We start from the raw sequence: 24699 nt of genomic DNA, 5'->3' as shown, positions 1-24699 counted from the left end.
TTTATCAGGACAGGCCTAGCCTTCATTTCCCAGCTCATTGGCATCAGCAGTGAAGTTTTCTACCCACTCGCTAATCGAGGCCGCCATAAGTTCAGGGGTAAGCCCGAATTCCTCTAGGACCTCGCCGCGCGAGCCGTGCTTAGGAAAGTATCCCGGAACGCCAAGTCGGCGCACAGGGGTATTTACCTCGGCTGCGCTGAGGGCTTCAGAAATCATGGAGCCAATACCGCCGCGTACAAGGCCGTCTTCTGCCGTAACCACCAGATCGTGGTCAGCGGCGAGTGCCACAATAGAACTTGGAACCGGCACAACCCAACGCGGGTCAACGACGGTTACGTTAACGCCTTGCTCTCCGAGCAGCTTCGCTGCCTCGATGCTGCGCGCGGACATGGCACCGATAGAGACGATAAGCACCTCTGGGGTGTCCTCGCCAGCGTCGGCTTCGCCGTAGTGGAGGATGTCGACGCCATCCCCCAAGGTTTCTACCGCATCCATATCCGGCAGCAGGTTGCCTTTAGGGAAACGAACTACGGAGGGGCCGGATTCGATTTCTAGCGACTCCCGTAAGAGCTCCCGCAGGCGCGCGCCATCGCGCGGGGCGGCAATGTGTATGCCCGGTACGATGCTCATCAGCGCCATATCCCACACACCATTGTGCGATGCTCCATCGGAACCGGTAACCCCGGACCGGTCGAGCACGATGGTTACTGGCAGCTTCAGCAGCGCAATATCCATAATGACCTGATCCACGGCTCGATTTAAAAAGGTGGAATATACCGCCACGACCGGGTGCATACCCCCGAGCGCAAGACCAGAGGCGGAGGTCATCGCGTGCTGCTCTGCGATTCCCACGTCAAAGAAGCGTTCAGGAAAGCGCTCTTGGAACGGCGTGAGCCCAGTCGGCCCTGCCATGGCAGCGGTAATGGCCACAATGTCTTCGCGTTTTTCAGCAGCGGCTACAAGCTCTTCTGAAAAAGCTGCGGTCCAGCCAGGCTGCTTAGTTCCTTTTGCCACACCGGTGACCGGATCAATAGCACCGGTTGAGTGCATCTGATCCTTTGGCTCATTGACGGCTGGGGCAAACCCATGGCCCTTTTCAGTAACCACATGCACAATGATGGGTCCGTCATAATCGCGGGCATAGGTCAGGGCATGCACCAAGCTATCGATATCGTGCCCGTTAATGGGACCGATGTACTTCATGCCTAGTTCCGGGAACATCTCGGTTGGCAAGACCGTAGACTTGACGCCTTCTTTCATGGCATGCAGGGCATCGAAGGCCCGCTCGCCTACCCAACCCATTTGTTTCAGGCGGCGCTTGCCCTGCTCCATAAGTTCGTCATAGCCGTGCTGAGAGCGGATACGACCAAGATTTTCCGAGAGGCCACCGATGGTGGGCGAATAGCTGCGGCCATTGTCATTGACCACAATCACCGCATTGCGGTCCTTGTCCTCGGAGATATTGTTGAGTGCCTCCCAGCACATACCGCCGGTCAGGGCGCCATCACCAACGACGCCGATAACGTTGCGGTGACCATCGCCGCGGATTTTAAAGGCCTTTGACAAGCCATCCACCGTAGACAGCGAGGCCGAAGCGTGCGAGGACTCGGTCCAGTCATGCTCGGACTCGCCGCGGTCCGTGTACCCCGAAAGACCATCTTTTTGCCGCAAGGTATCGAATTGATCGGTGCGACCGGTAAGCATTTTATGCACATAAGACTGGTGCGAGGTATCAAAAATAATGGGCTCGCGCGGGGAATCAAATACGCGGTGCAACGCTATGGTCAGTTCCACCACGCCCAAGTTGGGACCCAAATGTCCGCCTGTGACGGAAACCTTATCAATGAGACGCTGCCGAATCTCTGCCGCAAGCTCTTCAAGCTTGTCTGCGGACAGTGCCTTGAGATCCTGCGGCGAGTTAATGGTATCCAAGATAGTCATGGAGCGGCCTTCAACTCCTTCTGTGCTTAGTTCTTCTTTTCTACCGTACCCGCGGCGGGCGGTGAATATTATATTCCGGCTAGGGCGCGGCACCGTACCCGGCCGCGCCTGGGCACCTATGCGGCGCATTAGGCAGGGGTAATGAGCGCAATCGTTTCGAAGTGATGCGTTCCGGGAAACGCGTTAATGAGCGCCATTTTTTCAATCCCGTACCCGTGTTCGTCCCAGTAATGCAGATCGCGAGCAAAGGTGGCTGGGTCACATCCCACGTGCACGACCGCTTGGGGTGCAGCGGCCGCCACGGAACGAATCACGTCTTTGCCTGCGCCGGTGCGTGGGGGATCGAGGACTACAGCGCCTGGTTTAGGTAACTGCGCAGCAACCTGCTCCACCTTCGCGGATTTTAGTTCCACATCGCAGTCCGCCAGGCAGGGCTGCTCCGCTGCCGTTGCCGCTGGCGAATAATCCACGGAGATGACCTTGCCCTGCACGGCTGCTGCCAGTGCTGGAACGAAAAGCCCAACGCCGCCATAAAGATCCCAGGCGGTACGTTCCTGGTACTCACGTTGACCGAGCCACTCAGTTACCAGCTGGGTATACGCTGCCGGCGCCTGACTATGGGCTTGCCAAAAGGCAGTGGCGGGGAAGCTAAACGTCCTACTACCCACATGTTCTTGCACTTGGCCGCTGCCTTCTACCACCTCACGGATGGTCTCTACGCGGCGTCCGCGCGGGGCTTTGCGGGTTTCTACTACATGGCGGTCTCCCGCGCCATCGACAACAGCAATGACCTCTGCACCTGGGGTAAAACGACGTGCGCCTTCTCCGACGAGGCCGTCTGCCAATCCCGGAGCCAGCTGCGTACAGGCGGCTGCCGTAACGAGCTCATTGGACCGACGCTCACGGGTTCCAGCACGCCCTTGCTTGTCGACGCCCCACCGAACCCGAGTGCGCCAGCCCCTCACCGGCTCTAGGGTGTGTTGTTCAATGTCTAGGCCCGCACTGGTTTTAACGCCAGTGCGGCGCAGCTGCTCCGCTAAGATTTCTGCCTTAATCCCAGTTTCGGCCGCAGGATCTAGCTCTGCAAAATCGCAGCAGCCTGCCCCTTGTTCCGCAGCTGGGCACGACGATGGCACGCGCAGCGCACCCGGGGTCACTACACTGTCCAGGTCCGCCTTAATGAACGACTTCTTGACTCGGCCGGCCTTAGCCTTAACGACGTCTCCTGGAAATGCGCGTGGAACAAATACAACTCGCCCATCAGGCGCCTGGCCGATTCCTTCCCCGCCGTGTGCCATGCGGTCAATTCTCACCTCAAGAATATCGCCCCGGCTAATCGTAGGTTCAGTCATTTTCTACCTCGGCCTCTTGTAGTGGTTCTGGTTGTGCCTGCGTACGCTCACCCGCGCCTGTAGCTTCCTCCACAGCTGTGTCCGCGCGCCGCACCATCCACACGGTAAGCGCCGTTACCAGAAGGGTCAGGGGCCATCCCATTAGGATTCTGGTCACTCCCAATGCTGTAGTTGCATCGGCATCATAGATGGCGCGCTGGACAATAAAACGGGCGAGAAAGATTACCGCCCACCCACCGGTAGCTATGGCATAGGCCCGGCGCGCTGGGGTAATCTTCTGCCACTGCATTTCCTCGCCGTTAATCCCCTTCCAGATAACGCCCACCGCGGGCCACCGGAATAGGATCGAGAGTACGGCGGCAATGCATAGCGCCAACGACATCCAGATACCGTACAAGAAATACCCTTTGGCATCACCGGTAAACCAGGCGATTGCCGCACACAGAGCGACGCCCAAAAGCCCCGATATGGCTGGCTGAAGGGTCTCTTTGCGAAGCACCCTCCAGATAGCGATAGCAACGGCTACACCAAGCGCCGCTCCGAGGGCTGGGCCCAGCCCAAAAAAGTTATTGACTGGAATCAGCACAAGGACCGGCAAGGTAGCGGAAACGAGCCCGGATAGCCCACCCATTTGTTCCAATAGGGTGGGTTCGGCTTGAGACTCATTAGCGTCAAGGTTCTTTGCGTCCTGGGAGGACTGCGGCGAGGAAGAATGTGTCACGTGGTTTACTGCTTTGCCTAGTCTTTGGAAGTAGGTGCAGAACCCTCATCGGGGTCCTGCGGGGACGATCCATTCTCCCCCTCCTGTGGGGTGCCGCCCAAATCGCGCAAGTGCTGTTCCGCCTCTGCTTCTGCTGCAGGGTCTGGACCGCCAACGCCGTTTTCTGGGTGGTTCTGGGCATTAGCGGCTGCCTGCTGCTCCTGCTGGCGCTGGTCCATGGCCTGCTTGACTTGCTCTACGAGCTGCTCGGGCATGATGACCGGCAAAGCGTTTCCGGCCAAGATGGGGTCTTCTCCACGGTAGACAAAGGTGCGCGCGGCTACCTCGCGGGCCATTTCTGCCAGGTCAGCTTCCATTCCTGCCGGTGCCGCCAGCGTCATGCGCAGCATCCACCGTGGGCCATCTGCACCGATGACGCGAACCTGGCCATTGTCGTTTTTACCCACGACCTCAGCACCCCACGGGCCTGGCTCGGTAGTAACGGTGAGACCGTCGCGGCTCATGCCTTCCCTGATCTCCTCGACGGATTCTGCCCACTGGCCCGGCTTGCGTGGGGCGGCAAAGGCTACGGGGGTAATTCGGCCCACCTTGGTTACGATGTGCAGCATCCGCGGGCCTTGCTCGCCCATTTCTACTTGTACCTGGGATTCCTTTGGCAGTGGGATGCGCAGAGAGCCCAAATCTAAAATGCCGATGGAAAAGTCGCTGAAATCGAAAGTTTCGATATCTACGGAGTCACCATCAAAGGGGCCGGTCTGACCGTTGATAGCGTCATGGGCAAATTCGCGTGATTCATTGCCAGAAGCGGCCGCGGCATCGGCTGCGGTATCTTCTACCGGAGGATATGATTCCTGGGCATCTTTATCCACGGACTCGGGGCCCACCGGCTTTTCGCCCTTTGCTGCAGGCTTTGCCTGCTCCTTCTTCGCATCCTCGTTCTTCTTGCCAAAGGGCCAGATTCCCATGGTTGCTACATCCTTTCTAGAAGTTTCGTTAAGTCTCTATTGCTTTAGCTACACGCCGGTAGAGCCATAGCCACCGGCTCCCCGGTCGGTGTCATCCAATTCTTCGACCTCAGCAAATCCCACTAGTTCAACGCGCTGGACCACGAGCTGAGCGATACGCATTCCGCGTTCGATTTCGATTGGGGTATGCCGGTCGTGGTTGATAAGGCAGACTTTGATTTCCCCGCGGTAGTCAGCATCCACTGTCCCCGGAGTATTAACTACCGAAAGCCCTTGTTTAGCAGCCAACCCGGACCGTGGATGAATCAAACCGACTGTTCCTAGTGGCAGCGCAATTGCAATCCCGGTGCCTACAAGGGCGCGCTCGCCGGGTTGCAACGTAAGTGCTTCTGCTGCGTAGAGGTCCGCACCAGCGTCGCCGCGATGGGCGCGTTTCGGCAGCGGAAGCTCCTTGTCTAGACGCTTGACTTTAATATCGCCGAAAGGGCTTTCTGGCTGAGAATATGGAAACGAGTCAGTCACCTGGCCAATCCTACCTGCCTTAGCAGGTTCATTCTGCGGTGCGTGTGGACTAGACTAGCTAGACGTGTCTGATACATCTGCTTCTTCCGCAACTCCGGCACCGTCGAGCTCCGCTTCTGCGCAGGGCACGATGGCCCCTCAGGTGCTCTACCGTGAACGCCAATGGGTGCCTTGGTACTTTTGGCTTTTTGCCGCCGGCATCGTGGCACTTACTTCTGCTACCGCCGGGCTAAACCGCTCCATGTGGTGGACCATTATTCCTGCAATACTCCTTGGCGCCATCGCCGTGTGGGTACTTATTACGTGGTCCAATACGGTCATCGTGGTAGAGCGTGACCCAGACGGAACGCGTTGGCTCTCAGTCAAAGACGCCCAACTACCCAACGACGTGGTCTCGCGGTCTATCACGGTTCCTAAATCTGCACGGCGTAATGCGCTAGGCCCGCAATTCGATCCCGCGGCGTTCTTGGTCTCCCACGCTTGGATGGATGAGCACGCCATGATGGTGCTCAATGATCCTGAGGACGATACCCCTTATTGGCTCATCGCTTCGAAGGACCCAGAAGCTTTACTCCATGCCTTCCTGCCGGAACAGCACTAAATTTTAAAGACTTTGTAGGCATCCTCGAACCGGCAGATTCGAGGCGGCCACAACACCAAACCCCGCACTCGGCTTTAAGCAAGTTGCCGTGTGCGGGGTTTCTTTACTGCTGCGACTTCCTTTAAGCACAGTCCTTACAGATAGGCTGGCCATCCTCATCGTGGGAATAGCGCTTATTGGACTGCACTAGGAAACAAGAGCCGCAGGTAAACTCGTCTTCTTGGCGGGGAACTACCTCAACATTGAGCTCCTCACCGGTAAGGTCAACTGTTGGCGGCTGGAACGATTCGACGATTTCTCCGTCATCGTCCATGCCGTTGTTGTCGCTTTCAGCGGCTTTGAGCCCCTCTAGGGAGTCAGTTTCGAGTTCATCTTCCGCGCGCCGGCGCGGTGCGTCATAATCGGTGGCCATAATGCACGCCCCTAATGGTCAAATTGCTTTAAGGAATGGGTAATTATCGATCGCGCATAGTAAAGCACAAATGGCTAGATGTCATCTCACCGGCCGTTAGCGTGGAAAACTATTACCCCCGCAACGCGCCTGTGGCGTTGTGTGCTGCCAAAAGTTCCTCAAAGGCGGGGGCCAAATCTGCCCCCGCGGCCCAGGTAAGTTCGCCCTGAGCAGACCCCTTCTCAAAGCCTGGATGGTGCACCACCGCGCCTGCTTCGCGGGCAATAATTGCCCCGGCGGCAAAATCCCAAGCATTGATGCCGTGCTCAAAGTAGGCATCAACCGTGCCCTCAGCTACGCGACATAAATCCAGCGCGGCAGCACCGATGCGGCGAATATCTCGTACCTGGGGCAAGAGCTTGGTGAGCAGCTCGGCTTGCGCTGCTCTCCGTTGGGCATCGTATCCGAAGCCAGTGGCTACCAATGCCAACGCGGGATTTTTGGTGTGGGCGCACTGCAATGGGTGCGCCTTCCCGTCCGGGCCGGTGACCGTGGCGCCCTGACCGGCCGCGGCTGCATAAGTGCGCCCGCGGGCCACGTTGACCACCGCGCCAGCTACCAGGCGCCCCTGATATTCCGCACCGATAGAAACTGCAAAATCCGGCACCCCGTAGAGGAAATTTACGGTGCCATCAATCGGATCCACTATCCAGGTAACACCGCTGGTGGATTCCACATTGGCGCCTTCTTCCCCAAAGATTCCATCCCCTGGGCGTTGGGTACGAATGGTGGTGGCAATGAATTCCTCTGTGGCGGTGTCGACCTCAGTTACCGGATCCACATCACTGGACTTGGTGCTGGTATGCGCCGCGATGCCATCACCGGCGACAAGCTCTGCGCGCCGGGCGGCAATTAGTTCGGCCGCTCGCGTGGCGGTAGAGACGGCAAAATCCCGCAATTGGAGAAAATCGATGTGCTCAGTCATGCCAACTATTGTGCCTTCTTCTACACTGTCGGGCATGACTACTCTTTCTGGACATTCTTTTGGCGTCGATGTCGGCGGTTCGGGCATTAAGGGCGCAGAGGTGGACCTTGCCACCGGCGAATTCGTGGGCGAGCGTATGAAAATCGCCACGCCGCAGCCATCGACTCCGCACGATGTTGCCAAGGTGGTAGCCCAGATCATCCAGGAAAAGCAGTGGGAAGGCCCAGTAGGCATTACCCTGCCTTCCGTTGTCCGCAACCAAGAGGTAGAAACGGCAGCGAATATTTCCAAGGAATGGATTGGCATTAATGCTACAGAGCTATTCGCTGATTACTTGGATGCGGATTTTGCCGTGCTTAACGACGCCGACGCGGCGGGACTAGCCGAGGTTGCCTACGGAGAGGACATCGCCAAGCAGGGCTCCGTAATCTTTTTGACTCTGGGGACCGGCATTGGTTCGGCCTTCTTCTTGAATGGTCAGCTCTTTCCCAATACCGAGCTAGGGCACATGCTGGTGGGCGATGATGAAGCCGAAAGGATTGCATCTTCGGCCGTCAAGGACCGCGAAGGGCTCAAGTACAAGCACTGGGCTAAGCGGTTAAATAAGGTCCTTGCGGAGTATGAAAAGCTTTTTAACCCGCAGGCTTTCCTCATTGGGGGTGGTATCTCGCGCAAGTTTGAAAAGTGGGGCCCGCACCTTGACATTGCCACCCCCGTCATGCCTGCACAATTGCGCAATCGTGCAGGGATTGTTGGTGCCGCAATGGCGGCGGTAGAGGGCTTGAAACCATAAAATTTATGCACTGCTGGTGACCCTATCCACCGGCAGAGTAGAAAGATCCTCTATACTGGGCGGTCGATCCTAAGTTAAATAGCTCTAAGGCGTGTCTGGCCTGCATAAGGCCACAGCGCGTTAACATCACAGTGATGGACGAGCGCCCAGCTAGGGCGCACTGAGCTGTTTTAATCAAGAAGTAAGTCGAAAGGGCGTACGTGGCAGCCACTGAATCTTCAGACCAGGCACTCGGCGAGGGCGAAAACGCCGCCGGGGCATCTACTCCTGCAAAGAAGACCGCCAAGAAGACGGCAAAGAAAACCGCGAAGAAGACGGCTAAAAAGACGGCCAAGAAGACCGCTAAGAAAACAGCCAAAAAGACTGCGAAAAAGACCGCTAAGAAGTCGGCCAAGAAGACCACTAAAAAGTCTGCTAAGAAGGCCACGAAGAAGACGGTCCGCAAGTCCGCGGCGAAAAAGCAGGAATCCCCCGCTGAGTCCGAAAAGCAAGCACAGCCGGAGGTAGATGAAGAGCTCGACGAGGACGAGCACGACGAAGACGTCGACTTCGATCCCACCAATGCGGACATCGAGGAAGATGATGACTTCGCAGGCGGTGAAGACCTCGAGGACGAGGACCTCGAAGAGGACTTGGACGAAGACGATGAGGGCGATGACGAAGAGGAGGACTCCTCCTCCGTCTGGGACGAGGAAGAATCCGCTGCACTGCGCCAGGCACGCAAGGATGCGCAGCTGACTGCCTCTGCTGACTCCGTTCGTGCCTACCTCAAGCAGATTGGTAAGGTCGCCCTGCTCAACGCCGAGCAAGAGGTTTCCCTAGCCAAGCGCATCGAGGCTGGCCTGTACGCACAGCACCGCATGGATGAGATGGAAAAAGCCCGCGCCGAAGGCGATAAGGCTGCCAAGCTCTCCCCCATGGAAAAGCGCGACCTGCGCAGCATCGCCCGCGATGGCCGCAAGGCCAAGAACCACCTACTGGAGGCCAACCTGCGTCTGGTGGTTTCCTTGGCCAAGCGCTACACCGGCCGTGGCATGGCTTTCTTGGATCTCATCCAGGAAGGCAACTTGGGCCTTATCCGCGCGGTGGAGAAGTTCGATTACACCAAGGGCTATAAGTTCTCCACTTACGCCACCTGGTGGATCCGCCAGGCCATTACTCGCGCCATGGCTGATCAGGCCCGCACCATCCGCATCCCGGTCCACATGGTGGAAGTCATCAACAAGCTGGGCCGTATCCAACGCGAGTTGCTGCAGGACTTGGGCCGCGAGCCTACCCCGCAGGAGCTGGCAAAGGAGATGGATATCACCGAGGAAAAGGTGCTCGAAATCCAGCAGTACGCCCGCGAGCCCATTTCCTTGGATCAGACCATCGGCGACGAAGGCGACTCCCAGTTAGGTGACTTCATCGAGGACTCCGAAGCCGTTATCGCGGTCGATGCCGTCTCCTTCACCCTCCTGCAGGATCAGCTCCAGGACGTGCTCACCACCCTCTCCGAGCGCGAAGCCGGTGTGGTGCGCCTGCGCTTCGGACTGACCGATGGCATGCCGCGCACTTTAGACGAAATCGGCCAAGTCTACGGCGTTACCCGCGAGCGCATTCGCCAGATCGAGTCCAAGACCATGTCGAAGCTGCGCCACCCCTCTCGTTCCCAGGTACTGCGCGATTACCTCGACTAAGAGGCCAAGCTTGCCAAGGCAAGCGACAAGACGCACACGCTTGCCGACGCCGCCCTCGCCTCCCCCGTTAGCTCTAAGGTGCGGAGGGACGCGAGGGCATTTTGCATCTGTGGCACAAGCAAGAGTCCCAAGGATGAGTCCTAAGCCTTAACGTCATGGGTTCGCAGCCAGGCAACAGATGCAATCCAAGCTCCGATGACGAAACAGATAGAAACAGCCATCCTGAACGCGATACCGCGCACATCAGGAGTATCATCTGCGCCGAAGGCGGTACTGCCGAGCGAAATCGTCGACGTAACCATAGCCGGTGGCAGCAGCATCGGGATGAGCCGAATACCGCTATAGAGAATTCCAACTGAGACAATCGCGCCCACAAGTGAAATCGCCACGGGCGTGGCAAAGCTGCGAAAGATCATCGAGAAAAAGGATTGCCAGGCCCCGACTGCGAACGCCGGGATGATTGCTAAGAACAGCGCGCTCAAGTTGAGAGGCGAAATCTCTCCCTGTATTCCTAAGCCGCGTCCAATGCCTAAGGCCAGCGCGATGAACACCGTCTGCATTAGCGCGATGAGGACCATGATGGAGAAAAGCTTGGCCGCGACTACTTCTCCCGCCGAGCGCGGTGAGGTCAAAATAGTGTTCCAATTGTGGTTGCGGTGTTCCAGGCGCCAGGCAGCTGCAGCGATGATGGCCACTCCCACAGTCATAAAGATTAAGCCGTAGAACAGCGTTGCTTGGGAAAGATAGCTTGCCCATCCGGCATTAAGTGACGCCAAGTTAGCGTGATAATTCGCGGCACCAATGCCGACTGCTATAGACGGCACGAGGAAGATGACAGCCCATACGTAGGAGCGTCGAAATTTCAGCAGGTCGATAGCAAACATGAACTTATTCCTCCTGGGAGTCAAGCGTGCGACAAAGCACGGTGAAGATGACGGTTACAACGGCGATGAACAGTGCCCATGGAATCCACAGTGGTTCGATGCTCACCAGGCCTTCGGGGCGGAAGGTAAATGGGGATAAGACTGCGTAGTAACCGAAGGGATTAATGAGCGTGACCGCGGTTGGAGAAAGCATTCCTGCCACACCGAGGAAGCCGCCTACTACCCCAGTGCTGAGCACCACGAGCTGGGATTCCACGCGTGCTGCCTGCCACAAGAAAATCGCCATCAGTGCGCACGAGGTTCCATATAGACCAGCTGCTGTGAGAACCCATGTGCCGGGTGAATCAATCGACTGTGCGCCAAGGAAGAATGGAGTGGTCAAGACCGCGAGCAATTCAACTACCTTTACTGCGGCTAGGACAAGGGCTAAAGCTGCGAACTTCGCGCGGAGCAGACCACCGCGGCGGTATCCGGCGATGGAATTAAGCCGCCAGCCGCCGTGGAGATGCTCTACATCGGCTGCGCGGCTGGCTAGCAATGCCACCTGCACCGGAGTGAGGAAGGCCGTCACCATGATGTAACCAAGGAGATGTCCGCCCCATTGACTATGCGGATCTTGCTGAAATTGTTCGGCGGTGTGCTCACCCACCAGATTCATACTGGAAAAGGCAACGATGGCGAGCGTGACAGCAAGGGCTAGCGGCAGCATCCGGGTATGCCGCATCTTGGCATATTCATTCTGCAACATCATTGCAAGCCACCTCGTCCCGTAATCGAAATGAAGATCTCTTCGAGACTGCGGTGCGTTCTTAGCACCTGGTAGATGGGCACGCCATGGTTGACGAGCTGCGTACAAGCCCCCGCGACGTCGCGCTCGCTTAAGTTCGGGACCCGAATGCCACCTTCTACAAAGCGCACTGAGATACCCGCGAGTGCTTGCGCCGCTTCCTCGGGGTTCGGGGTTTCGATAAAGACTTCAGGCGGCTGGGAATGGAAAAGCTCCTGCTTTGTACCTTGGAAGAGCAACTGCCCGCGATTGATAATGGTCAGCTCACTAGCCATCTTTTCGATTTCCGAGAGAAGGTGGCTCGAAACCAATACCGTTCGCCCCTCATCGGCAGCGAGGCTGACGATGAGATTGCGAATCTCTTCGATGCCGGCAGGGTCAAGACCGTTCGTTGGTTCATCAAGGATCAGAAGCTGCGGGTTACGAATCATAGCCATTGCGATGCCGAGGCGCTGCTTCATGCCCAAGGAATAGTTCGCTACTTGCTTGTCCAGCTGCTTTTCCAGCCGCACGAGGTGCACTGCGCGATCGACGTCTTCTGCCTCAGCGCGTAGAAGCCGCGCAGCGATGCGCAAGTTCTCTCGCCCGGTGAGGTGCAAATAGGCCGAAGGCTGCTCGATGAGCGAGCCGGTGCGGGCCAAGGCCCGGCTGCGCGTCTTAGGCCCGAAAGGCTCGCCGAACAAACTGATGCTTCCCTCAGTCGGCTTTGCCAGACCCAAAAGCATTTTCATGGTCGTGGACTTGCCCGAACCATTCGGCCCCAACAAACCGTGAACGACACCGGGGCCGATTGCCATATCAAGGCCGTCGACGGCCTTGAATCCCTTATATTCCTTGGTCAAACCCTGAGTTTCGACAACATATTCTGTGCTCATAACTCAATCGTTGCCCGGCGCGCCTACGCCGCACATCGCCGCGAGGCACGATTTTGCGAGTCATACCGGGGTATTAGGAGCTAAGCAGGTCAGCACGGGAGACAACTCCTGTGCGATAGGCGAAAAGGGCTGCGTGTACACGGTCCCTAGAACTCGTCTTGGCGAGCACTCGTCCAACGTGCGTCTTGACGGTCGGCATAGAGATGAACATCCGCTCACATATCTCTGTGTTTGACCATCCCATCCCGATTGCTTCAAGGATTTCTTGTTCACGGGCAGTCAGCGATTCAAGTACCCGACGGTCTGCGCCGCTAATACTCAGCGTGTCCGTGGAATCATCCCTCATACTGTGGACAAGGCGCTTAGTGGCGCGGGGTGAGATTACCGCGTCTCCGCGATAGACAGTGCGCAACGCGCTTAGTAGCTCCTCTGGCTCTGCGTCCTTGAGCACGAAGCCACTCGCTCCTGCTCGCAGCCCGGCTACTACATAGTCTTCGTCATCGAAGGTTGTCAGAATGATGACCTTCGTCTCTGGAAGAGTGGATGCGATCTCAGCAGTGGCGCTAATTCCATCGCGGACAGGCATCTGTACATCCATGAGCACCACATCAGCAGGCGTGGCCGCGCATTGGGTCAGCGCATCTTCGCCATCGTTTGCTTGCCAGATAACATCCATGTCTGGCTGCGAACTAATGATCTGGGCAATCCCGTGCAGGAAGAGAACCTGGTCGTCTACCAATCCGACTTTCATTGCTTACTTCCTCCTACGGTGGGTAACTCTGCTTCTACTATCCATGTGCCAGCATCACTGCGCTGTTGGAAGGTTCCTCCAACCAATTCCGCTCGTTCCTTCATGCCAGCAATGCCATGTCCCTCGCCTCGAGCATCACCCATATATCCATTGCGCACCTCAAGGCGGACGATACCTTCAAGCCATTCGACTAGTACGTCCGCTTGCCCGCCACCATGTTTGTTCGCATTGGTCAAAGCCTCTTGGACAATTCGGTACAGACTTAGTGACGTCGCGGCGGAAAGTTCTTCAGGTGGCGTTCCTGTGCAGCGATATCCCGCAGCAATGCCAGCGCTTCTAACGCTGTTAATGAGTTCTGGAAGATCACCGAATCCCGCCATCGGTTGAGTGCCGCGCTTTTCCCCTGTGCGCAGCAAGCCCACGACTCCCCGCATCTCCCTCAAAGAGGTCCTTCCCACGCGGGAAATAGACTTCAAAGCTTCTTCTTGCGCTTCCGTGTCTTTGGTGTAGAGCGCCCCATCGGCCTGGGCAACTATGACCGATAGCGAGTGCGTGACGACGTCATGGATCTCACGTGCGATAAACGCCCGTTGTTCCGTCGAGCTTTTCTCGAATTCCAGGCGTTGTTTCTCTAGAGCACGCGAAATCTCCCGTGTGCGTTCTTCCTTTGCTCTCCTACGCAGTTCACCCACAAGCATGCATACCGCAAGGACCAGTAGGCTCCAGCCCACGACGAAAAGGCGCCGTGCAATATCCTGTGCTGCTTCCTGTACCGTTTGGCTCACCCAAAATACGCCGATAAAGTCCGCAGCAAGCATCCCTATAGTCATTATTCGACGCAGGGGATCTTCCAGCCTGCGGCGAATAATGTAGGCGACCTGCCCCGCAAGGATTATGATGCCTACAGTGAGTTCCACCTGGAAAAGGCTGGCGAAGAGCACCATTGATGCAACGAAGACCACCAGGCGCGGCCACCGCCTGCTTATAATTGGCATTAGCACGACCAAGGCGATAATCAGGTAGTCAAAGAGCGGCCGGGACATCAGGTCCCTACCGATGAGAGACGCCGCTCCGCACAAAAGCGACACCGCAAGGTCACGAATCATTCGCCTATCAGAAAAGACTTCCACGCCTCTACGCTATCCGGTTCGACGAGTTAAGTAGTCATGCCTGAGTACGATTCCGTCGGCCATTTTTATCCAAGGCCGGGTCTAGATAGACCTCCTTCCCCACAAATTCGGGAAGCCAAAGGTAGGAAAACTGCGCCCCGCTCTGGGGCACGAATACGCATCTACCTTTTAAAAAAGCACCCCCACTTCTACTAACCAAAAGTTAATTGAATTTCATCGCATGTAATCTGAGACACAAGCTGGCAGCTTGGGATACTGTGACACGAGCAACATTGTAGAACAACCTGAAAGGAACGCTCGTGAACGCAGTTACTCATGACGCTGAGCACCACTCTGATTCTCCGGTAGCGCAGCTTGCCCAAGTTGCCATCGATAACGTCACGCGTATCTACCCATACGCTTCCCATCATGTGCAGACCTCGAGCAGCGATAATAAGGCTCCGAATGAGCTCCACCCGAGCTTCGGTAACTCCTTCGACTGGCACTCGAGCGTCCACATGCACTGGCTGCTTTCCAGCCTCCTTTCCTCCGACGAGGATGCTTCCGGCGCTTGGCGCGCTGAGGCATTGCGCATCCTCGAGGACCACCTGAGCGCGGAGAACATCAAGACCGAGGCTGACTACCTGCCCGCTAACCCGACTTGGGAGCGCCCATACGGCTGGGCATGGGCAGTACAGCTGGCATCCGAGCTTAAGTTCTCCCCAGTAGTCGAGCTCCAGGCCCTGGCCGAGGGCGTAGCCCCACTGGCCGATGCCGTATTCGACAACACCTTGTCTTGGCTGGGCAAAGCCTCCGAGCCAGTCCGCCACGGCCTGCACACCAACACCGCGTTCGGCCTGAAGCGGATCATGAAGGCGGCGAAGGAGCTGGGCCGCGAGGATGTTGTGGAGGAAATCCTTGCGACTGCAAAGAAATTCTTCGCCGAAGACAAGGCCTGGGAGTTCGAGCAGGAGCGCAGCGGACAGGACTTCCTCTCCCCTGGCCTGTGCGAGGCAGACCTGATGCTCGACGTGCTTGACGACGCCGAGTTCGCGATCTGGGCAGAGGGCTTCCTGGCACGCTTGGATGCCGATTCGTGCATCCTGAAGCCTGCACGGGTTTTTGATCCAACCGACGGATACCAGGTCCACCTCTACGGCCTTGGCATGACTGTCCTGGCTAGCGCGCTGCGCATTTTCGAAGCTACGAAGGATACGCACCCAGAACTCGCGCACACCATCCGCGAGCGCAGCGCCGAGCTTCTCGCGCCAGGCCTCGAAGCCGCAATCACCGGTGACTACATGTCTTCGCACTGGCTTGCCACCTTCGCTTGGGAAGCACACCTGGAAGCCGAGCGCCTGAACGTCGCTCACCCGTGGGCACGCCAGTAGCCTGCAGCCACCATCTGCCTTCCATACCAACGGCTACCTCACCATCGAGGTTCTTGTTTACTTTTCTCCCCTCAGAAATCAATAGAGGAAACCCATGTACGTACTCATCGGCGTAGCGCTGGTCGTTATCGGCTTCGCGTTGCGCATCAACCCACTGCTTGTGGTCACCGTTTCCGGCATCGTAACCGCAGTCATCGGCGGCATTAGCCCGATGGATATTCTGAATATCTTCGGCGAAGGCTTTGCCGGCTCGCGCTCCGTGACTACCTTCGCGCTCGTGCTGCCTATCATCGGCACAATCGAACGCTTCGGCCTGCAGGAGCAAGCAAAGACGCTTATTGCCAAGCTCAAGAAGCTCACCGCAGGACGCATTTTGGCGCTCTACATGCTCATTCGCCAGATCACCGCCGCTCTCGGCATCCAGTCCATCGCCGGACCAGCACAGACCGTTCGTCCACTCATCTACCCAATGGCACAGGGCGCGGAGGAACAGCGCGTCGGCAATCCTCTGTCCGAGAAAGCAAAGGAGAAGCTCAAGGCTTATTCGTCCTCTGCTGACACGGTGGGCTTGTTCTTCGGCGAGGACGCATTCGTCGCCGTCGGTTCGATTCTGTTGATCACCTCCTTCGTGGATACCAACTACAACGTTGCGCTGGAGCCAATCGAACTCGCTCTGTGGGCTCTGCCTGTTGCCGTTGTTGCATTCCTTGTTCACGGCACCCGCCTGTTGCGCATCGATTCCAAGCTGAAAGCGATGGAAAAATCGGCACCTTCGATTCCAAACGAATCCGCTACCCCGAAAGAGGCTTAACTCAAGATGATTACTAATGAATGGCTGTACTGGCTCATTGGCGCCTTTTTCATTGCGGTTTCCATTCTGATTGCCACCAACCCCAAGCACGACAAGAAAGCACTCAGCAGCATCTTCTGGGGTCTGCTTGGTGTCTCGTTTATGTACGGCACTTTCGTCCAGGCCAAGACCGCCCCAGCGTGGATTCTCGGCCTCGCGGTTCTTGTCATGGCATTGATTGCCGGCTTCAACGGACTCGGAATGGGTGAAGAAAAGACCACCTCTGGGAAAGAACGCGCGGCGCTGGCACAGCGCTTTGGCAACAAGCTCTTCATCCCGGCTCTGACCGTTCCACTGGTCACAGTCATCGTGGCAGTGCTCGGACCAAAGCTGAAGGTAGGCGGCGAGCCGCTCCTCGCGGAAGGTTCCGCGACTTTGACGGGCTTGGGCATCGGCGCCATCGTCGGTCTCATCGTCGTCTTCATTGTTCTGCGCCCGAAGTCGCCGTCGGTTCCTCTCTCGGAGGGCACCCGCCTGCTTGAGGCCATCGGCTGGGCAGCACTCCTGCCTCAGATGCTCTCCACTCTCGGCACGCTGTTTACCAAGGCCGGTGTCGGCACTGCAGTCGCTGACGTCATCGGCGCCGTCATTCCGCAGGACGCCCTGCTCTGGAGCGTCATCGCGTACTGCTTGGGCAACGCACTGTTCACCGTGGTCATGGGCAACGCCTTCGCCGCGTTCCCCATCATGACGGCTGCCATCGGCTGGCCAGTCCTCGTTGAGAACTTCGATGGCAACCCTGCGGCGATCTTCGCAATGGGCATGTTGGCTGGTTTCTGCGGCACGCTGTGTACCCCAATGGCGGCGAACTTCAACATCGTCCCGGCTGCACTCCTGCAGATGAAGAACAAGTACGGCCCGATCATCGCGCAGATCCCCACCGCAATCATCATGCTGGTGGTCATCACAATCATGATGCGAGTATTCGCCTTCTAGCCAGCCAAAGCCACAAAAGAGAACACAGACATCGGCCTACAAAACTCTTTCCTATGACTTAGGAAACAGTTAGCATTGCGGAATGAAGTCGATTTTTATCTCCGGCGGCTGCGGCGGCTTCGGTCTCGCCGTAGCCCGCGTATTCCGCAATGAAGGCTACATCGTCGGACTGGGCGATCTCCGCCCACCAGCCGACGATTCGATCCTCGGTGACGGCATCACCTTCTACGGGCTTGACGTAACCAAACCAGAGTCCTGGGACGCTGCCCTATCCGAGTTCACCAAACTCACCGGCGGCAGGCTCGACATCCTCGACAACAACGCCGGCATCATCGACTCCGCCACCATCGCGGAAAGCGAACCCGCGCGCATCCGCGCCGTCATCGACGTCAACGCATTAGGCGTTACCCTCGGCGCACGCGCTGCTTACCCCTATCTGAAGAAGACTCCCGGCTCGCAGCTGATCAACATCGCCTCCATCGCCGGCTGCTACGGCATCCCCGACGTCGGCGTCTACGCTGCCACCAAGGCCTACGTCCAGTCCATGACCGAAACCCTCGACCTCGAGTGGCGCCGCGACAAGATCCGCGTGCTCGACATCAACCCCCTATGGGCAAAGACACCCATCTCCGACGTCAAGTCCAAAACCGTCACACGCCTCGGCGTAAACCTCACGCCAGACGACGTCGCGCAAGCCATCTGGCGCGCCGCCAACGCCAAGAACTGCTGGGACAAAGGCCGCCTCCACTGGGGCGTCGGCGCCCAAGACAAGGCAGCCCGCGTAGCCCGCAACATGGTGCCCGACCGCGAGGCCAAGCTCATCTACCAGGTGCTGTCGGCCTAGTTGTCAAGACCATCCGCAATGGCATCAGCGATTTTGTCGACAATCGGCTTATCCACTGAATTGCCAATGATCGTCACAGTGTCGCCTTGGGCAGCGCCCAAGGACATCAGCATCATGGCGGAATCTGCATCGGCCTTCTCACCGTCAAAAGCGATGAAAAGGTCTTCTTCTGCTTCGGCAGCCATCTCAGCAATCTTGGCAGCCGGTCGCGCGTGCAAACCAGAAGCATCTGCTACTGTCACACTGCGCTCATAAGAATCGGCTGCAGCGTCACCAGAGTTTTCTTTCGCTTGCTTTTGCACGAACACCTCGATGGCGCGCTCGGCAGCAACGGCAACTGCGTCAAGGTCGTCACCTTGCTGTGCCGCAGTAGCCGCAGCAATAGCAGCCTCCACGAGCGGCGCGTCCACGAACTTCACCGGCTCATCGTCAAGGAACTCCAGCACCGACTCAACGGTCATCGTTGCCGAACCTAAGTCGGTGAGAACAACAACTGCGAGGCCTTCACCGAGCAGGTCATTAATAGCCGTCTCGATGAGGTCATACGAGGTTCCGATTTCACCGGACTCCAGACCACCCGCGGCTGCAATACGCACGTCAGTGGCCATCTGCCCAGCCAGCTCAGCAAGGCCTTCGGCCAGCTTTGCGGAATGCGAAACTAGGACCAGGACCACTTTCGGTTCTGCCATGCCCTAGCCCTCCTTTTAGCAGAAGCAGCGTCAGCAGCTGCAGCGATAAACAGCGCGGTCGAAGCAGCACCCGGATCCTTATGGCCAGCAGAGCGCTCACCCAAGTAGGAAGCACGGCCCTTGGTTGCAACGAGTGGGATGGTTGCTTCGGCGCCTTCGGCTGCGGCTTCGGCTGCCGCGTGCAGAACGTCGGCAACTCCCGCCCCGGCATCAGCCTGTTCGCGGGCAGCACGCGCCGCCGGCGCCCACGCATCAACCATGGTCTTCTCCCCTTCTTGAGCCTTGCCGCGGGTGGTGATGCCCTCGAGTGCCGCCTCAATGAGTGCGGCCGCGCCAGCGCCATCAAGCGCTTCACCGCCGACTGACTTAACAGCGCGCAGGAATGCAGTTCCCAAAAGCGGACCAGATGCACCGCCGACGGTGGACATCAGGGTCTTGGCCGTCAGCTTCAGCACATCCACGATGCTTGCGGGAGCATCTGTTTCAAGCTTCTCAACGACAGCACGGAAACCACGGTCCACGTTTTCGCCATGGTCGTTATCGCCGATGACGCGGTCAAGCTCAATAAGCTCCTCGCGGTGCTCGTGGGCCTGCTCGGTGCAGCCCTTCATCCATGCCAGGGCCCATTCGGTGTTCAAAGTTTCAACAGAAGTCACGTTATTCTCCTTGGCGTAGTGCGGCGGTATGGCATGGTGCATCGAACAACTCGATGTCTTTATCGTCGGCGCGCATGACCGTGACAGAGCAGCCCGCCATGTCGAGGCTCGTTACGAAGTTACCTACGAGGGAGCGTTCAATAGTCACGCCCGCTTCTTCTAGGCGCTGAGCTACTCGGCGGTAGACCACGTAGAGCTCCGATGCCGGGGTGGCACCCATGCCATTGACGACGACGATGGTTCGCTCGCCTTCTGCCAACTTCAGGTCGGCAAGAATCGGCTCCATGAGGTGGTCAGTTACGTCGTCCGCGGAGACCAACGGGATCTCCTTACGGCCCGGCTCACCGTGGATGCCCACGCCGAGCTCGACTTCATCGTCTGCCAGGTCGAAGGAAGGCTTGCCCACGTGCGGCACGGTGCAAGCATTCAGTGCTGCGCCCATGGTCGCGGTGTTCTCCACGACCTTCTTCGCCACTGCCGTGACAGCAGCTAGATCATCGCCGCGCTCAGCGGCTGCACCTGCCAGCTTCTCCACGAGTAACGTGCCTGCTACGCCACGACGGCCTGCGGTGTAGTTGGAATCCTCCACCGCGACGTCATCATCTACGATGACCTGACCAACCTCAATGTCATCGAACTCCGCCAACTCAGCCGCGGTATCGAAATTGAGGACATCGCCGGTGTAGTTCTTCACGATGTAGAGCACACCCGCACCCGCATGGACCTCGTCGGTCCCCGCCTGGATCGCATCCGACGTCGGCGACGTAAACATCGCGCCTGGCACCGCCGCATCCAACATGCCATGGCCCACGAAGCCGGCGTGGAGCGGCTCATGGCCTGAGCCACCACCAGAGACAATCGCAACCTTGCCCTGTTCCTTCTTCTGCGCACGCGCCACAAACAGCGGCTCAGTAAAGCGCTTGACGATGTCGCCGTGTGCCAGCGCGAAGCCCTCCACAGACTCCGCCACTACGTTTTCCGGTGAGTTGATGAGCTTTTCATCACGTCTCTCCTTGGAGTTTTCCAAACCCCAGTGCAGCGACCCATTAAGCCCAAACCACACTGGCCATAACAAACCCAAGCCTACACACACCACGTACGCGAAATGCCATCTACATCACACCACAGCAAGTAAAGCAATCTAAGTCACCCATCGTGGACGCCCGCGCGAAAATGGACACGCTGCAGATTCCCTTGAAGGTCATTCCTTCGATTTTCGACACGCGGCAAAGTTATTTGATTCCCAGTACCCAAGCGGGATTTTGACGAAGTTCACAGTAGCACGATCAGGAAGCCAGCCATCACGCCAGACCATTCTATGACGTTGACTATAAAATGCCCCCGAAATTAAAGCGGCGATCACGCCCAGATTCCACACCGGAGACAAAGCCAGCGTTAAGAATCTGAGCAATCATTCAAAAAGACTATGTGCGAGTTTGCCACTGGGACTTTGATAGCGAGGGATCAGCCGACATCACCAACCTCCCCAGCCCCAGACAAAGGACCCAACTAAACTTCACCGATCCACGGATTCACCACCCCCTACTTCTCGAATGCGAAACCAGTACTCATTCCTCTAGAGAAGCCCTAGAAACGCCTAATTTCGAGCATGGAAATTCTGTTCAATGACTAGCCCAAATAGATATTTCGAACTGTTCAGAATGGTTGCGTCCGTTAGCGTGGTGTACGAGTTAGGTCCCTGTTTTTCGGCAAGCTCGCGCGCAACCTTCGCCTCGCCCTCCACCACGAAAACCTCGCCGCAACATGCATACATTTTAGCTAAACACTCGCACAAATAAGACCAATCGCCACCCAGCTGGAGTTCTATGTCTCATTAGTGGATCACGACGGTCCCCGATAGTTGCTCGACGTCATCACAGCCGCATTATTCAACATTCGCCCGGAGCTGATGTTAAGGGCGCTCCAATTTCTGCGATGACCTCGTCATCAAGCAACTTCTTAATCTTGACAAAACCGGCTTCGCCGTTGCTCAGACGCCCAGGAATATGCGCAGGAGAAATGATATGAATCAGACACAGCATTTCCCTTACATATCGTCGAAAATCTGGCTCTGAAAGAGTCGGAAGCAGCATAAAATCAAAGTTGCGAAGCTGAAATTCCGAATGAGAATCCGGGTTTAGAAAATTTCTTCCAGCATAATGATCTAAGAACTGAACATATTGTTCGCCACGTGAAGCGAAATAACTACGCACTGCCGGTGATGCTGCCGCCGTGGTCAACCGCTCGCCCAAATGAAAAGTAGTAAAAGCTTCCCAGACTCGGCGGACTTCGTTGGAAGTGGGCAGCACAATGGAGTTTTCGCCACCGATTGTTGCATCAAACATTCCTCGCAACGACTTCTTATACTGATCGATTCTGTCAAAATGAACGCTTTTTAATGTTCCTTCTTCTAGAGTCCAGCTCAATACTCGATCGTCCACAATATCTTTGAAGCATTGTGACAGATCATTAGCAACCGCGATGTCATGCGTAAGAACCAATAGTTTGGCTTCACTCATCTTCTCGAACATCTTAGAACCAATCTGACGAATCAATGACAACGCGCCATACTTGTTCTTGGAATCGAAGCTCGAAATAGGATCATCGAGCACATATAAGGAGTTTTGTTTCAGATTATCGCCAAATCGGTTATGTCGAGCAGTGCTGACAAAGAAGTAACATAACGCGAGCAGATTTTGCTCACCAGTAGAGAGATTTCCGGGTTGGAGTTCTCGTGAGCGATTTGACACTACATACCCTCCACCAATAACAGACTCCAGTTTAATGGTGTCCTTTCCAAAAGCCAGCTGCAGAAGCGCATTGATCTCTGTTGCTGCGTCTTCCGTATTGCTCAGCTTATGACGAAGCGCACCTAGACTTTCAGCCAGCTCTCTCGTCTTACATTTTGCCGAGGTGTAAGTCTTAGATGCAGCTTCTCGGTCTTCATCGGCTTTCTCATAGGCAATAATTTCAGCAGCAGCCTCAGCTCGCGCAATCTGCATATTAAGCTCGGCCGCTTCTGCTTGAAGCTTAGCAATGTTGTTGAACTGCTTATTATGTCGTTCCACAAGCAGCCCTACAGTTTCCAGAGCTTCATTTCTCTTTTTCCATGCATCGGTGTATTCCAACTCACTGATTGAAAACACGGAGGCAGGGTTGTCGATTTTCGCATCAATCGCTTCATTTATGAGCCGTAACTGGTCCTGATACTGTTCGTGAGCAGCAGCCGCGGACTCCAGTTGTTCGTCACCCGCAGAGGCGATTTCGGGAAGCACTAGACTTTCAAGCTGTTCCTCAACTTTGAGACTCTTCAGCTTCTCAATCGACTTTTGTTGATCGATTCGCTCAACTTGGGCCATCAATGAGGTCGCTAATTGTTGGCGAAAGTCGGAGGAAATATCTTGGAAGCAGTGTGGGCAATGTTCTGCACTAGCCTCAACCAATTCTTCAAAGCGCGCAATTAGGGTTTGCTTTCCCAAACTTGCTTCAAAAACCTTGGCGTCAAGTGCTCTTGCATCGCAATCAAGCTCAGGAGCCGAGATTTCTGATGCTACATTTTCGATCTGTTTTATGTTGATCTGCGGAGGTGCCTGAGGTACTACCCATGAAATTCGGTCAGAGGAATACAGTTTGTTTAGCTGCTCTACGAGGTCGGAAAATTCAACCTCCAACTCCCCTTGAGTCTTACCTTCAGCTTTATCTTTCCCAATTATCTTTTTAATAACTTTTGAACGCAGCTGCGTCGATTTATTGTCCAGTGCGATTAGTGATGTTCGCCCTTGCCAGGACTTCTTTGGTTCCTCGCCTTTGCTTGCTTGAAGTACTTTCTTCAGTGCTTTATACGCCGCATCGCCTTCCTTTTCCTTCGAATTCCAGCTCTCTTCGGCAATCACTTCCGCTTGCCGCGCACGAGCCAAAGCTGCTTCCGTTTCATCGATTTCATCTTGCAGGTTTGCCTGCGGACCTAGGAGGATGATCGGCTCAAGCTGTTCAGTGTCTCTAAACCGGAAATTTCTCTGAATGAAAGCGTCATCGAATACGTAAACGTTCTCTGGTGATTCAACGTCCAATCGACTTCCGCTTTGATCGCAAAACGTAACGTCTGCTCCTGGGGTTGTTAATTTTCTAGCGATTGTTGACTTTCCGCTCCCGTTTTCTGCATAAACAATCGCAGCCCCAGATTTGAAGGTTGTTTTCTTCTTGTTCTTATCTTCTCGTGTGAATAGTGGAAGAAGGACTCGTTTTTCTGGAGCATAATCAAACGACAACGTCAAAGACGACAATTTTGTACAGTCGACTACTGTTTGGTTTACCTCGGCCACGGCAGTACTCCGTCCTACGCTACAAACACTTCTCATTGAATATAGTTAATTGACGAGTCGATGTCTCACTCAACATCACAGCCAATTACACCATGGCCGACCTCTACCACTGGTCCCTACTGCGTGTGGAAATGGCTCTGCTCCTCGTAGCCCGCAAAGTCATGGCCAGTGGCTCCTTCCTCCGGTGCTTCCCACGCGTCCTCACCAGGTTCGTCACCTGGACTGACGAAGTCGCAGGACGCCCCGCCCACATCCGAAGGCAGCTTAACGGATTCCCTTCTCCCCACTGAGGACACCAAACTCAGCGCCCTAGCCCACGCCAAGCCAAAGCAATTTAGCTCGACCAACGCCACAGCGGAGCGCGGCGTCGCCGCACTTCTAATCGCGGTCTCCGAGATCATCGCCGTGCCATTCGTAATCGCCCAGATCCAACGTGACTTCGATTTACGCACCAGCCCCCGCTCTCGCGTACCGATACCCTCCACAACTATCTTTACGATGCCGCCATCCTCTCCGGCCGCCCTTTGAGCACCTACCTCATCTCTCAAACACGGCAGAGCATGATGAGGAATGCAGGGCTCTACTAATGACTCAAGTCATCCACCCCGGCTGTACAACATCGCCACCATTTGGAAGTGGAGAACTCATGTGTAGT

The 24699-nt window shown here is 56.3% G+C and carries 24 protein-coding genes; 7 read left to right on the top strand and 17 right to left on the bottom strand.

Going from position 1 to position 24699, the window contains the following annotated elements:
• Window positions 1-15: 15 nt before the first annotated feature.
• The 5 genes from dxs to dut all read right to left on the bottom strand — a co-directional run bounded on the left by dxs (window position 16) and on the right by dut (window position 5501).
• Entirely contained in the window at window positions 16-1941 is a 1926-nt protein-coding gene (gene dxs / locus I6I12_RS05950) for a 1-deoxy-D-xylulose-5-phosphate synthase (RefSeq protein WP_023021410.1), read from the bottom strand.
• 128 nt (window positions 1942-2069) lie between these two features.
• Window positions 2070-3293 (bottom strand): class I SAM-dependent RNA methyltransferase, encoded by a 1224-nt coding sequence (locus I6I12_RS05945; RefSeq protein ID WP_023021409.1) that lies wholly within the window; start codon window positions 3291-3293, stop codon window positions 2070-2072.
• A complete protein-coding gene (locus I6I12_RS05940) occupies window positions 3286-4014 on the bottom strand; it encodes a DUF3159 domain-containing protein (RefSeq protein WP_023021408.1) in 729 nt (242 codons plus the stop codon). The genes I6I12_RS05945 and I6I12_RS05940 overlap by 8 nt, the downstream gene beginning before the upstream one ends.
• Window positions 4015-4031: 17 nt before the next feature.
• On the bottom strand, window positions 4032-4979 hold the full coding sequence (locus I6I12_RS05935) for a DUF3710 domain-containing protein (RefSeq protein ID WP_200288992.1): 948 nt from the start codon (window positions 4977-4979) through the stop codon (window positions 4032-4034).
• A gap of 48 nt (window positions 4980-5027) precedes the next feature.
• Complete coding sequence (dut, locus tag I6I12_RS05930) at window positions 5028-5501, bottom strand: dUTP diphosphatase (protein WP_086587552.1); 474 nt, start codon at window positions 5499-5501, stop codon at window positions 5028-5030.
• Window positions 5502-5565: 64 nt separating this feature from the next.
• On the opposite strand from dut, the gene I6I12_RS05925 reads away from it, so the two are divergent.
• Window positions 5566-6102, top strand: coding sequence for a DUF3093 domain-containing protein (locus tag I6I12_RS05925; protein ID WP_200288991.1), 537 nt, complete (start codon window positions 5566-5568; stop codon window positions 6100-6102).
• Between the two features lie 121 nt (window positions 6103-6223).
• On the opposite strand, the gene I6I12_RS05920 is transcribed toward I6I12_RS05925, so the two are convergent.
• Together I6I12_RS05920 and I6I12_RS05915 are read right to left on the bottom strand one after the other, a co-directional pair.
• Complete coding sequence (locus tag I6I12_RS05920) at window positions 6224-6514, bottom strand: DUF4193 domain-containing protein (protein ID WP_023021404.1); 291 nt, start codon at window positions 6512-6514, stop codon at window positions 6224-6226.
• Between the two features lie 112 nt (window positions 6515-6626).
• Window positions 6627-7514, bottom strand: coding sequence for an inositol monophosphatase family protein (locus I6I12_RS05915; RefSeq protein WP_200288990.1), 888 nt, complete (start codon window positions 7512-7514; stop codon window positions 6627-6629).
• Between I6I12_RS05915 and ppgK the strand changes: the two genes are divergently transcribed.
• Window positions 7513-8271, top strand: coding sequence for a polyphosphate--glucose phosphotransferase (gene ppgK, locus I6I12_RS05910; RefSeq protein WP_023021402.1), 759 nt, complete (start codon window positions 7513-7515; stop codon window positions 8269-8271). The two genes, I6I12_RS05915 and ppgK, sit on opposite strands and share 2 nt — an antisense overlap.
• A gap of 200 nt (window positions 8272-8471) precedes the next feature.
• Window positions 8472-9950 carry an RNA polymerase sigma factor gene (locus tag I6I12_RS05905; RefSeq protein ID WP_200288989.1) on the top strand — a complete coding sequence of 493 codons (1479 nt, stop codon included), beginning with the start codon at window positions 8472-8474 and terminating at the stop codon, window positions 9948-9950.
• Between the two features lie 140 nt (window positions 9951-10090).
• Here I6I12_RS05905 and I6I12_RS05900 read toward each other — a convergent pair whose 3' ends face one another.
• The 5 genes from I6I12_RS05900 to I6I12_RS05880 form a co-directional block, all read right to left on the bottom strand.
• Window positions 10091-10834, bottom strand: coding sequence for an ABC transporter permease (locus tag I6I12_RS05900; protein ID WP_005325029.1), 744 nt, complete (start codon window positions 10832-10834; stop codon window positions 10091-10093).
• Between the two features lie 4 nt (window positions 10835-10838).
• Window positions 10839-11585 (bottom strand): ABC transporter permease, encoded by a 747-nt coding sequence (locus tag I6I12_RS05895; RefSeq protein ID WP_005325030.1) that lies wholly within the window; start codon window positions 11583-11585, stop codon window positions 10839-10841.
• Window positions 11582-12496, bottom strand: coding sequence for an ABC transporter ATP-binding protein (locus I6I12_RS05890; RefSeq protein ID WP_005325031.1), 915 nt, complete (start codon window positions 12494-12496; stop codon window positions 11582-11584). The genes I6I12_RS05895 and I6I12_RS05890 overlap by 4 nt, the downstream gene beginning before the upstream one ends.
• A gap of 73 nt (window positions 12497-12569) precedes the next feature.
• On the bottom strand, window positions 12570-13247 hold the full coding sequence (locus I6I12_RS05885) for a response regulator (RefSeq protein ID WP_005325032.1): 678 nt from the start codon (window positions 13245-13247) through the stop codon (window positions 12570-12572).
• A complete protein-coding gene (locus I6I12_RS05880) occupies window positions 13244-14377 on the bottom strand; it encodes a sensor histidine kinase (RefSeq protein ID WP_234288185.1) in 1134 nt (377 codons plus the stop codon). The genes I6I12_RS05885 and I6I12_RS05880 overlap by 4 nt, the downstream gene beginning before the upstream one ends.
• Before the next feature lie 299 nt (window positions 14378-14676).
• Here I6I12_RS05880 and I6I12_RS05875 point away from each other — a divergent pair, with 299 nt between their 5' ends.
• The 4 genes from I6I12_RS05875 to I6I12_RS05860 all read left to right on the top strand — a co-directional run bounded on the left by I6I12_RS05875 (window position 14677) and on the right by I6I12_RS05860 (window position 18377).
• A complete protein-coding gene (locus I6I12_RS05875) occupies window positions 14677-15747 on the top strand; it encodes a DUF2891 family protein (RefSeq protein WP_200288988.1) in 1071 nt (356 codons plus the stop codon).
• A 94-nt stretch (window positions 15748-15841) separates the two neighbouring features.
• Complete coding sequence (locus I6I12_RS05870) at window positions 15842-16558, top strand: DUF969 domain-containing protein (RefSeq protein ID WP_200288987.1); 717 nt, start codon at window positions 15842-15844, stop codon at window positions 16556-16558.
• A 6-nt stretch (window positions 16559-16564) separates the two neighbouring features.
• Window positions 16565-17533 (top strand): DUF979 domain-containing protein, encoded by a 969-nt coding sequence (locus I6I12_RS05865; RefSeq protein WP_200288986.1) that lies wholly within the window; start codon window positions 16565-16567, stop codon window positions 17531-17533.
• Window positions 17534-17615: 82 nt separating this feature from the next.
• The gene (locus I6I12_RS05860) at window positions 17616-18377 is read left to right on the top strand and encodes an SDR family NAD(P)-dependent oxidoreductase (RefSeq protein ID WP_200288985.1); all 762 of its coding nucleotides are present in this window, start codon (window positions 17616-17618) and stop codon (window positions 18375-18377) included.
• Here I6I12_RS05860 and dhaM read toward each other — a convergent pair.
• The 5 genes from dhaM to I6I12_RS05835 all read right to left on the bottom strand — a co-directional run bounded on the left by dhaM (window position 18374) and on the right by I6I12_RS05835 (window position 24496).
• Complete coding sequence (gene dhaM / locus I6I12_RS05855) at window positions 18374-19066, bottom strand: dihydroxyacetone kinase phosphoryl donor subunit DhaM (protein WP_200288984.1); 693 nt, start codon at window positions 19064-19066, stop codon at window positions 18374-18376. The genes I6I12_RS05860 and dhaM overlap by 4 nt on opposite strands.
• On the bottom strand, window positions 19036-19677 hold the full coding sequence (dhaL, locus tag I6I12_RS05850) for a dihydroxyacetone kinase subunit DhaL (protein ID WP_200289033.1): 642 nt from the start codon (window positions 19675-19677) through the stop codon (window positions 19036-19038). Before dhaL ends, dhaM begins: the two co-directional genes overlap by 31 nt.
• A 46-nt stretch (window positions 19678-19723) precedes the next feature.
• A complete protein-coding gene (gene dhaK, locus I6I12_RS05845) occupies window positions 19724-20749 on the bottom strand; it encodes a dihydroxyacetone kinase subunit DhaK (protein ID WP_200288983.1) in 1026 nt (341 codons plus the stop codon).
• A gap of 862 nt (window positions 20750-21611) precedes the next feature.
• Window positions 21612-24044, bottom strand: coding sequence for an AAA family ATPase (locus tag I6I12_RS05840; RefSeq protein WP_200288982.1), 2433 nt, complete (start codon window positions 24042-24044; stop codon window positions 21612-21614).
• 116 nt (window positions 24045-24160) lie between these two features.
• Window positions 24161-24496 carry a hypothetical protein gene (locus I6I12_RS05835; protein WP_200288981.1) on the bottom strand — a complete coding sequence of 112 codons (336 nt, stop codon included), beginning with the start codon at window positions 24494-24496 and terminating at the stop codon, window positions 24161-24163.
• Window positions 24497-24699: the final 203 nt, after the last annotated feature.

The organism is Corynebacterium kefirresidentii (assembly GCF_016599755.1).
In the GTDB taxonomy this organism is placed as follows: Bacteria; Actinomycetota; Actinomycetes; order Mycobacteriales; family Mycobacteriaceae; genus Corynebacterium; species Corynebacterium kefirresidentii.
The sequence above is the reverse complement of the archived record's forward strand: the minus strand, read 5'-3'. Positions and strand labels throughout refer to the sequence as shown.

Coding starts and splice junctions, on each gene's coding strand:
- dxs (WP_023021410.1), bottom strand. CDS start 1,941: ATGACTATCTTGGATACCATTAACTCGCCGCAGGATCTCAAGGCACTG.
- I6I12_RS05945 (WP_023021409.1), bottom strand. CDS start 3,293: ATGACTGAACCTACGATTAGCCGGGGCGATATTCTTGAGGTGAGAATT.
- I6I12_RS05935 (WP_200288992.1), bottom strand. CDS start 4,979: ATGGGAATCTGGCCCTTTGGCAAGAAGAACGAGGATGCGAAGAAGGAG.
- I6I12_RS05920 (WP_023021404.1), bottom strand. CDS start 6,514: ATGGCCACCGATTATGACGCACCGCGCCGGCGCGCGGAAGATGAACTC.
- ppgK (WP_023021402.1), top strand. CDS start 7,513: ATGACTACTCTTTCTGGACATTCTTTTGGCGTCGATGTCGGCGGTTCG.
- I6I12_RS05915 (WP_200288990.1), bottom strand. CDS start 7,514: ATGCCCGACAGTGTAGAAGAAGGCACAATAGTTGGCATGACTGAGCAC.
- I6I12_RS05900 (WP_005325029.1), bottom strand. CDS start 10,834: ATGTTTGCTATCGACCTGCTGAAATTTCGACGCTCCTACGTATGGGCT.
- I6I12_RS05895 (WP_005325030.1), bottom strand. CDS start 11,585: ATGATGTTGCAGAATGAATATGCCAAGATGCGGCATACCCGGATGCTG.
- I6I12_RS05890 (WP_005325031.1), bottom strand. CDS start 12,496: ATGAGCACAGAATATGTTGTCGAAACTCAGGGTTTGACCAAGGAATAT.
- I6I12_RS05885 (WP_005325032.1), bottom strand. CDS start 13,247: ATGAAAGTCGGATTGGTAGACGACCAGGTTCTCTTCCTGCACGGGATT.
- I6I12_RS05870 (WP_200288987.1), top strand. CDS start 15,842: ATGTACGTACTCATCGGCGTAGCGCTGGTCGTTATCGGCTTCGCGTTG.
- I6I12_RS05865 (WP_200288986.1), top strand. CDS start 16,565: ATGATTACTAATGAATGGCTGTACTGGCTCATTGGCGCCTTTTTCATT.
- I6I12_RS05860 (WP_200288985.1), top strand. CDS start 17,616: ATGAAGTCGATTTTTATCTCCGGCGGCTGCGGCGGCTTCGGTCTCGCC.
- dhaM (WP_200288984.1), bottom strand. CDS start 19,066: ATGGCAGAACCGAAAGTGGTCCTGGTCCTAGTTTCGCATTCCGCAAAG.
- dhaL (WP_200289033.1), bottom strand. CDS start 19,677: ATGAAGGGCTGCACCGAGCAGGCCCACGAGCACCGCGAGGAGCTTATT.